1 protein-coding gene is annotated in these 312 nt (G+C 55.8%); it reads right to left on the bottom strand.

Going from position 1 to position 312, the window contains the following annotated elements; all coding sequences use genetic code 11:
- Window positions 1-312: Ig-like domain-containing protein (locus ACXAGX_RS20610; protein ID WP_474840721.1), on the bottom strand; the 312-nt coding region annotated here is incomplete at both ends.

Consider the following 312-nt stretch of genomic DNA (forward strand, 5'->3'; position numbering starts at 1 on the left):
GCAAATCAGTGGTACCTGATACTGTTGGTGTGGCGTCATTACCCAGCGAGTGTGGATCAAGGGTGATGACTGGTGCAGCCGTATCGATTTCGCCATTGTTGTCCGTAGCCGTAGTGGCATTACCCGCAGCATCGGTAGCAGTGGCTTCTACTGTGTAGGCTCCGTCGGCCATGTCTGCTGGGACATCGGCGCTGAATGAACCGTCAGGTTGTACGGTTGCCGTGAAGGTTTGGGCGTCGCCGTTAGCATCGGTCACTGTGATGGACACGGTTTCACCGACAGGCAAATCAGTAGTTCCCGACACTGTTGGCG

The sequence above is a fragment of the Alteromonas sp. ABV4_515 genome (genome assembly GCF_056160345.1).